This is a genomic window from uncultured Pseudacidovorax sp. (assembly GCF_913773995.1).
Taxonomy (GTDB): Bacteria; Pseudomonadota; Gammaproteobacteria; order Burkholderiales; family Burkholderiaceae_C; genus Xenophilus.
The window spans coordinates 1-7917 of record NZ_CAJYES010000037.1; the positions used below are offsets into that span (position 1 = coordinate 1).

The 7917-nt window shown below is 69.0% G+C and carries 8 protein-coding genes; all 8 read left to right on the top strand.

Annotation, left to right across the window (positions count from 1 at the left end):
- Positions 1-643: aspartate dehydrogenase (locus tag QZ772_RS03690; protein ID WP_295523136.1), on the top strand; the 643-nt coding region annotated here is incomplete at its 5' end.
- A gap of 29 nt (positions 644-672) precedes the next feature.
- Positions 673-2148 (top strand): aldehyde dehydrogenase, encoded by a 1476-nt coding sequence (locus tag QZ772_RS03695; RefSeq protein WP_295523139.1) that lies wholly within the window; start codon positions 673-675, stop codon positions 2146-2148.
- Between the two features lie 19 nt (positions 2149-2167).
- Positions 2168-3136: a VOC family protein gene (locus QZ772_RS03700; RefSeq protein WP_295523141.1), complete on the top strand. Its 969-nt coding sequence runs from the start codon at positions 2168-2170 to the stop codon at positions 3134-3136.
- A 152-nt stretch (positions 3137-3288) separates the two neighbouring features.
- Positions 3289-4197, top strand: a complete 909-nt coding sequence (locus QZ772_RS03705) for a tripartite tricarboxylate transporter substrate binding protein (protein WP_295523143.1) — start codon at positions 3289-3291, stop codon at positions 4195-4197.
- Positions 4198-4253: 56 nt separating this feature from the next.
- Positions 4254-4478, top strand: coding sequence for a recombinase-like helix-turn-helix domain-containing protein (locus QZ772_RS03710; RefSeq protein ID WP_017757816.1), 225 nt, complete (start codon positions 4254-4256; stop codon positions 4476-4478).
- Between the two features lie 28 nt (positions 4479-4506).
- On the top strand, positions 4507-5544 hold the full coding sequence (locus QZ772_RS03715; protein WP_295523145.1) for an aromatic ring-hydroxylating dioxygenase subunit alpha: 1038 nt from the start codon (positions 4507-4509) through the stop codon (positions 5542-5544).
- Positions 5545-5704: 160 nt separating this feature from the next.
- On the top strand, positions 5705-6679 hold the full coding sequence (locus QZ772_RS03720; protein ID WP_295523147.1) for a PDR/VanB family oxidoreductase: 975 nt from the start codon (positions 5705-5707) through the stop codon (positions 6677-6679).
- Between the two features lie 99 nt (positions 6680-6778).
- A complete protein-coding gene (locus QZ772_RS03725) occupies positions 6779-7810 on the top strand; it encodes a porin (RefSeq protein WP_295523149.1) in 1032 nt (343 codons plus the stop codon).
- Positions 7811-7917 lie beyond the last annotated feature (107 nt).

Consider the following 7917-nt stretch of genomic DNA (forward strand, 5'->3'; position numbering starts at 1 on the left):
GGTGCTGCAGGCCGTGCCGGCCGATGGCATCGACCTGGTCGTCGAGGCCGCGGGCCATGCCGCCATCGAGCAGCACGTGCTGCCGGCCCTGAAGCGCGGCATTCCCGCCATCGTGGCCTCGGTCGGCGCGCTGTCAGCGCCGGGCCTGCCTGAGCAACTGGAGGCCGCAGCCCGCGAAGGCGGCACGCAGGTGCAGCTGATCGCCGGCGCCATCGGCGCCATCGACGCCCTGGCCGCCGCCCGCATCGGCGGGCTGGAGACGGTGCGCTACACCGGCCGCAAGCCGCCCCGCGCCTGGAAGGGCACGCCGGCGGAAGAGGGCCGCGACCTCGACGCGCTGGCGGCAGAGGCGGTGATCTTCGAAGGCAGCGCCCGCGACGCCGCGCGCCTCTTCCCCAAGAACGCCAACGTGGCGGCCACCGTGTCGCTGGCCGGTCTGGGCCTGGACCGCACCACGGTCCGCCTGATCGCCGATCCGGCCGTGACCGAGAACGTGCACCAGGTGGAGGCCGATGGCGCCTTCGGTCGCTTCGAGCTGACCATGCGCAACCAGCCGCTGGCCGCCAATCCCAAGACCTCGGCGCTGACCGTGTACAGCGCGGTGCGTGCCTTGCGCGCCCGCGTGGCCCCGCTGGTCATCTGACGACGACGAACCCAAGAGAGAAGCCCCGCATGTCCAAGCTGGAACTGCTCCCCATCAACATCGCCGGCGAATGGCGCCTGGGCGGCAGCGACGAATACCTGAGCCTGTATCCCGCCACTGGCGAGCCCATCGCCCGCCTGCGCGCGGCCAGCCTGGCCGATGTCGAGGAGGCCATCACCCGCGCCGACCGCGCCTTCCGCACCAGCGGCTGGGCCCAGATGCTGCCCCATGTGCGCGCGGCGGTGCTGCACCGCGTGGCCGCCATCATCCGCGAGCGCGCCGAGGATCTGGCGCAGAAGCAGCGCCTGGACAACGGCAAGCCCATCAGCGAGACCCGCGCCCTGGTGGCCAGCGCTGCCGGCACCTTCCAGTTCTTCGCCGCCGCGCTGGAGACGCTGGAAGACACCATCACGCCGTCGCGCGGTCCCTACGTGACGATGAGCGTGCACGAGCCCATGGGCGTCGTGGCCGCCATCACGCCGTGGAACTCGCCCATCGCCAGCGAGGCCCAGAAGCTCGCGCCCGCGCTGGCGGCCGGCAATGCCGTCGTCGTCAAGCCGGCCGAGGTCACGCCGCTGATGGCGCTGGAGCTGGCGAAGATCTGCGAAGAGGCCGGCGTGCCCAAGGGCATCGTCAGTGTGCTGCCGGGCAAGGGGTCAGTGATCGGCGACGCCATCACCAAGCATCCGCTGGTCAAGCGCGTGTCCTTCACCGGCGGCACGACCACGGGCAAGCACATCGCCCACATCGCGGCCGACAAGATGATGCCGGTCTCGCTGGAGCTGGGCGGCAAGTCGCCCACCATGGTGCTGGAGGATGCCGACCTGGACCATGCCGTGGCCGGCGTGCTCTACGGCATCTTCAGCAGCTCGGGCGAATCATGCATCGCCGGCTCGCGTCTCTTCGTGGCACGCGGCATCTACGACGAGTTCCTGACCCGCGTGGCCGAGGCGGCCAAGAACCTGCGTGTGGGCGATCCGGCCGACGAGCGCACCCAGATGGGCCCGCTGATCACGGCCAAGCACCGCGAGGGCATCGAGCGCTATGTGGACCTGGGCGTCGGCGAGGGCGGCCGTATCCGCACCGGCGGCGTGCGTCCGCAGGGTGCGGCTTTCGACAAGGGCTACTTCTACACGCCCACCATCCTCGAAGGCCTCACCAACAGCGCCCGCATCACGCAGGAAGAGATCTTCGGCCCGGTGCTGGTGGCCATGCCCTTCGACAGCGAAGAGGAACTGATCGCCCAGGCCAACGACAGCGTCTACGCGCTGGCGGCCGGTGTGTGGAGCCGCGACTTCAAGCGTGCTTGGCGCCTGGGCCGCGCGGTGCAGGCGGGCACCGTCTGGGTCAACACCTACAAGCAGTTCTCGGTCTCCACGCCCTTCGGCGGCTGGCGCGACTCGGGCCTGGGCCGCGAGAAGGGCCGCGAAGGCATCTTCCAGTACATGGAGCAGAAGAGCATGTACTGGGGAACCAACGAGCAGCCGATCCCGTGGGCCAAGTGAACAAACTGGAAAGCAAGCAATGAGCGTTCTCGGCATCGATCAGATCACCTACGGCACGGACGATCTCGCCACCAGCCGCCGCTTCTTCCTGGACTGGGGCCTGACCCTGGCCCACGAAGGCGCGGACGAGCTGGTGTTCGAAAGCCTCAACGGCTGTCGCATCGTGGTGGCGTCCATGGACAAGGCCGGCCTGCCGCCCGCCATCGAGGACGGCCCCACGCTGCGCGAAGTGGTCTGGGGCGTGGAAAGCGCCGCCGACCTCGACCGCTATGCCGACGCCATCCGCGGCGATGCGGGCTTCGTCGACGGCGAGGTGGCCGGCGGCCGCCGCATCGGCTGCACCGATCCCAACGGCCTGGCCGTGCGCCTGCAGGTTAGCCGCAAGAAGGCCATCGACATCGACTGCGCCCGCGTGAACACCTGGACCGACAAGGCCCGCGTCAACCAGCCCAGCCCGATCTACGACCGGGCCACGCCCATCGAGGTGGGCCACGTGGTCTTCTTCGTGGCCGACGTGAAGGCCTGCGAGGCCTTCTACGCCAGCCGCTTCGGCTTCGTCGCCTCCGACCGCTATCCGGGCCGTGGCGCCTTCCTGCGCTGCGCCGACATCGGTGGCCACCATGACCTGTTCCTGCTGCAGCTGCCCACGGGCAAGCGCGGCATCAACCATGTGGCCTTCACCGTGCGCGACATCCACGAGGTGTTCGGCGGCGGTCTGCATTTCTCGCGCTGCGGCTGGGAGACCCAGCTGGGCCCGGGCCGGCATCCGATCTCCTCGGCTTACTTCTGGTACTTCAAGAACCCGGCCGGCGGCCTGATCGAGTACTACGCCGACGAGGACCAGCTGACGGCCGAATGGGCCGCCCGCGACTTCGAGCCGGGCCCGACGGTGTTCGCCGAATGGGCGGTGGATGGCGGCCTGGACGGCCACACGCGGCGGCAGAAGGGCGTTGACGCCTCGGGCAAGTTTTTGACGGAGAAAAAATGACCCCCGTTTCTTGCTCACTTCGTGTAGCCGAATCCCCCCTCAAGGGGGCAACACCAGCGGCCCGGCTAAGCCGGTTCCGCGGTGTTTCCCGAACGGCCTTCGCTGCGCTCGCCGCTGCCTTGGCCTGCACCTGCGCATCAGCTCAGAGCGAGGTGCACAAGCAGCTCGCCAGCGAGCGCTTCAACATCGTCTCGCCGTTTCCGGCGGGCGGCCCGGTGGATGCGCTGGCACGCTTCCTGGCCGACGGCCTCAGCAAGCGCTACGGCCAGCCGGCCGTGGTGGAGAACGCCGTGGGCGCCGCCGGCAACATCGGCATCGACAAGATCAAGCGCGCCAAGGGCGACGGCCACAACCTGCTGGTGGTGCCCGCGGGCAACCTCACGATCAACCCGACCCTGATGCCGAACTTCCCGTTCAGCATCGAGAAGGACTTCGTGCCGGTCACCATGCTGGCCAAGGCGCCCAACGTGGTGGTGGCCTCGCCGGCCTCGGGCATCAAGACCGCCAAGGACCTGATCGCCCAGGCCAAGGCCAAGCCGGGCGCGCTGTCCTATGCGTCGCCGGGCATCGGCAGCGGCCTGCACCTGGCCGGCGAGCTGTTCAAGCAGCAGGCCGGCATCGACATGCTGCACGTGGCCTACAAGGGCACGCCGCCGGCCCTCAACGACACCGTGGCCGGCATCGTGCCGCTGATGTTCACCAACCTGCCGGCCGCGCTGCCCTTCATCAACAGCGGCAAGCTGACCGCCATCGGCATCACCGAAGCCCAGCGCACGCCGGTGGCGCCGGAGATCCCGACGCTGGCGGAGCAGGGCATCCAGGGCGTGAACGTCACCTCCTGGTATGGCCTGCTGGCCCCGGCCGGCACGCCGCCTGCCGTGGCCGAGCAACTGGCCAAGGATGCCGCCGAGATCCTGGCCCAGCCCGAGATCCAGGACAAGCTCAAGGCCCAGGGCATGACCCAGGCCACCATGACGCCGGCCGCCTTCGCCAAGGCCATGAAGGACGAGACGGCCGTGTGGGCCGGCGTCATCAAGAGCCGCGGCATCAAGGCCGAGTGAGCCGGCGCACCGCCTTCGACCAACAACGCATTCCCGCCCCCCCGATGGAGCACACCATGACCGACCGCTACCTCGAGCCCCACCAGGCGCGCAAGCGCAACCCCACCACCTACGAAGACCTGCTGGGCGATGCCATCGAGCGCGCCTTCGGCGCCGGCGTGCACGACCTGCCGGGCCTGGTGCAGGCGCTCAACGACAGCGGCCTTGCCAGCCCCAGCGGCAAGCCCTGGACCGAAGAGGTCTACCGCCAGGAAATCGCCATCCTGTCGGAACAGCCCTGAACCCCACGACGCCCGCGAGGAACACCCCATGACCACCATCGCCATCCACGCCGATCCGGTCGACCAGCTGCTCGAAGTTGGTCTCAAGGACCTCTGGTATCCGATCTGCCCGTCCTCCTTCATCAAGGAAAAGCCCGTCTCGCTGCGCCGCCTGGGCCGCAAGCTCGCCTTCTGGCGCGACTTCGACGGCGTGCTGCACGCCCTGGAAGACCGCTGCCCGCACCGCGGCGCGCCGCTGTCGCAGGGTGTGGTGCTGGGCGACCGCCTGTCCTGCCCCTACCACGGCGTCGAGGTGCGCTGCGACGGCGTGACCACCCGCGTGCCGGGCAGCCCCGGCTGCAAGCTCGAAGGCACGCGCGCCACGGCCCACTTCCATGTGAAGGAAGCGGCCGGCGCCGTCTTCCTCTACAACAGCAGCGAGCCGGTGGACGAGCCTCCGCCGCTGGTGCTGCCCGAGGAGCTGACCAACGACGCCGAGTACGGCCACTTCCTCTGCTACACGGAATGGAAGGGCGACTACCGCTACGTGCTCGACAACGTCATGGACCCGATGCACGGCACCTTCCTGCACAAGCAGTCGCACTCGATGGCCGAGGGCGATTCCAAGGCCAAGTTCGGCATCCGCCCGACGGACACCGGCTTCGTCTTCGAGAAGGAAGGGCAGCGCAACGTCAACTTCGACTGGACGGAATGGGCCGACACCGGCATCCACTGGATGCGGCTGGAGATCCCGTACCCGAAGACCGGCGGCCCCGGCGGCAACTTCATCATCGTCGGCAGCTATACGCCCATCTCCGCCGGCCTGGCGGCCGTCTTCCACTGGCGCGTGCGCAAGCTGCCCAAGGGCTGGGAGCGTGACACCTGGCGCTTCCTGTACCGCAACCGGCTGGAGCAGCGCCACTGGCGCGTGCTGGAGCAGGACCGCGTGATGCTGGAGGACATGGAGCCCGACGCCAATCAGCACGAGAACCTGTACCAGCACGACCTGGGCATCGTCCGGCTGCGCCGCCACCTGCGCAACCTGGCGCAGCAGCAGATCGAGTCGAAGCAGACGGCCCAGGCCTGAACCGCCCCCGAGGCCGGGGGGCGGAGCGGCAGCGGGCGGCATACAGCTTGCTCGCTGCCTATGATCCGGGCGCAGCGTGCTCGCCGCCACCCGCCGGCCCTCAGAAGGAAGGGCGCGCTTCCTCCTTCAACACACCGACAAGTCCAGAGAGATCTCCGCCATGTCCGCCCCCACGCTCAAAGCCCTGGTCCACACGATGCGCCACGAGGCCGATGGCATCGTCAGCGTCGAATTCCGCCCGGCCACGGCCGGAGTGAGCTTCCCGGCCTTCGCGGCCGGCTCGCACATCGACCTGCATCTGTCCAACGGCCTGGTGCGCAGCTACTCGCTGTGCAACCCCTGCAGCGACAGCGGTCGCTACGTGGTGGGCGTGCTCAACGACCGCAACAGCCGCGGCGGCTCGAAGTTTGTGCACCAGCAGTTGCGCGTGGGCCAGGTGATCGACATCTCCGCCCCGCGCAACAACTTCGAACTGCACGAGGATGCACCGAAGAGCGTGCTGGTGGCCGGCGGCATCGGCGTGACGCCGATCTTCTGCATGCTGCAGCGCCTGGTCGCCCTGGGCCGGCCGGTGGAGGTGGTCTACTGCGCCCGCACCCGCAAGGAGGCCGCCTTCATCGAGCCCATCACCGCACTGGCCGCCGAGGCCAAGGTGCCCGTGACCTGGCATTTCGACGACGAGCAGGGCGGCCCGCCCAAGCTGGCCCAACTGCTGGAAGGCCGCGGTGCCGACAGCCACTACTACTGCTGCGGTCCCACGCCCATGCTCGATGCCTTCGAGAAGGCCTGCGAACAACTGGGCTACGCCAATGCCCACATCGAGCGCTTCGCCGCCGTGGTGGTCGAGTCGCCGGTGGAGACGCATGGCTTCGAGGTCGTCTGCGAGAAGAGCGGCAAGACCGTGCCGGTGCCGGGCGGCAAATCCATCCTGGACGCGCTGATCGATGCCGGCCTGAACCCCGACCACAGCTGCAAGGAAGGCGTCTGCGGCGCCTGCGAGACGGCGGTGCTCGACTTCGACGGCGAGCTGGACCATCAGGACGGCATCCTCACCAAGATCGAGCGCCAGTCGGGCAAGACCATGATGATCTGCGTCTCCCGCTGCACCGGCAAACGGCTGGTGCTGGACGTCTAGCCCCCGCTTTCCTTCATCCCCGCGAGCGCTTTCGTGGGCCCTGCGGCCGCAGGGTCCAGCCGCTGCTTTCGCCCTTCTTTGTCGCTTCGAGGCCTTCCCATGTCCATCCCGTTCCTGCGCGCCGCGACGGCGGTCGCTGCGGTTGCCGCGCTGCCTGCCATCGGCTGGGCACAGTCGTCCGTCACGCTCTTCGGTACCGTGGACGTGGGCATCGCCCATGTGAGCGGCGACAACAGTTCGCGCACGGGCCTGGCCCACAGCGGCGCCAACATCAGCCGCATCGGCTTTCGTGGCACCGAAGACCTCGGCGGCGGTCTGTCGGCGGGCTTCTGGCTGGAATCGGGCTTTGCGCCGGACACCGGCCTGGGCACGGCCACGGGCGGCGGCCTGGCGTTCAACCGCCGCTCCACGGTGAGCGTGATGGGCCCGTTCGGCGAGCTGCGGCTGGGCCGCGACGACTCCGCCACCTTCCTCAACACACTGATCTTCGATCCCTTCCTGACCAACGGCGTGGGTGGCACGAACGCCTTCGTCATGAACGGCGCACCGATCCAGATCGGCAACGCGATCAGCTACTTCCTGCCGCCCAACCTGGGTGGCTTCTATGGGCAGCTGCAGCATGCGGCCGGCGAGCAGGCCAACACCGCCCCGACGGCGGCCGGCGAATACAACGGTGGACGCTTCGGCTGGCGCGGCGGCGCCTTGCACATCTCGGGCGCGCTGGCCAAGCTGCAAGGCACCACGCAACTGCAGGACGTGCGCATCCGCAATGTCGGCGCCAGCTACGACTTCGGCGTCGCCGTGCCGATGCTGATGTGGGCCAGCGAGAAGCGCGGCACGGTCGAGATCCGCGCCACCCAGCTGGGTGTGAAGGTTCCTGTGGGCGCCGGCGAGATCCGCGCCCAGGTCAGCCGCTACGACACGGTGGGCAGCAACGCCGACTGGACCAAGGTCGCGCTGGGTTACGGCCAAAACCTTTCGCGCCGCACGCAGGTCTACGGCGCCATCGCGCGCATCCATAACGGGGCGGGGGCGCAGCGCGCCATCGGCGCCCAGGGCGTGGCGGCTTCCGGCACCAACCTCGGTGGCAAGTCGACCGGCTTCGACCTCGGCATCCGCCATTTCTTCTGACATTCCCGGCGCCGCGCTGCCGGCGTCTCCGCTGCCATGACCGATTCCCGTGCCGCGCGTTGGTGGGGCGTGGTGACGATCTTCCTGATCGTCGCCATCTCCTACGT

What these genes read in the sequence shown, in the direction of transcription:
- QZ772_RS03710 (WP_017757816.1), top strand. Translation starts at nt 4,254, where the DNA reads ATGACCGACCGCTACCTCGAGCCCCACCAGGCGCGCAAGCGCAACCCC.
- QZ772_RS03695 (WP_295523139.1), top strand. Translation starts at nt 673, where the DNA reads ATGTCCAAGCTGGAACTGCTCCCCATCAACATCGCCGGCGAATGGCGC.
- QZ772_RS03715 (WP_295523145.1), top strand. Translation starts at nt 4,507, where the DNA reads ATGACCACCATCGCCATCCACGCCGATCCGGTCGACCAGCTGCTCGAA.
- QZ772_RS03725 (WP_295523149.1), top strand. Translation starts at nt 6,779, where the DNA reads ATGTCCATCCCGTTCCTGCGCGCCGCGACGGCGGTCGCTGCGGTTGCC.
- QZ772_RS03720 (WP_295523147.1), top strand. Translation starts at nt 5,705, where the DNA reads ATGTCCGCCCCCACGCTCAAAGCCCTGGTCCACACGATGCGCCACGAG.
- QZ772_RS03700 (WP_295523141.1), top strand. Translation starts at nt 2,168, where the DNA reads ATGAGCGTTCTCGGCATCGATCAGATCACCTACGGCACGGACGATCTC.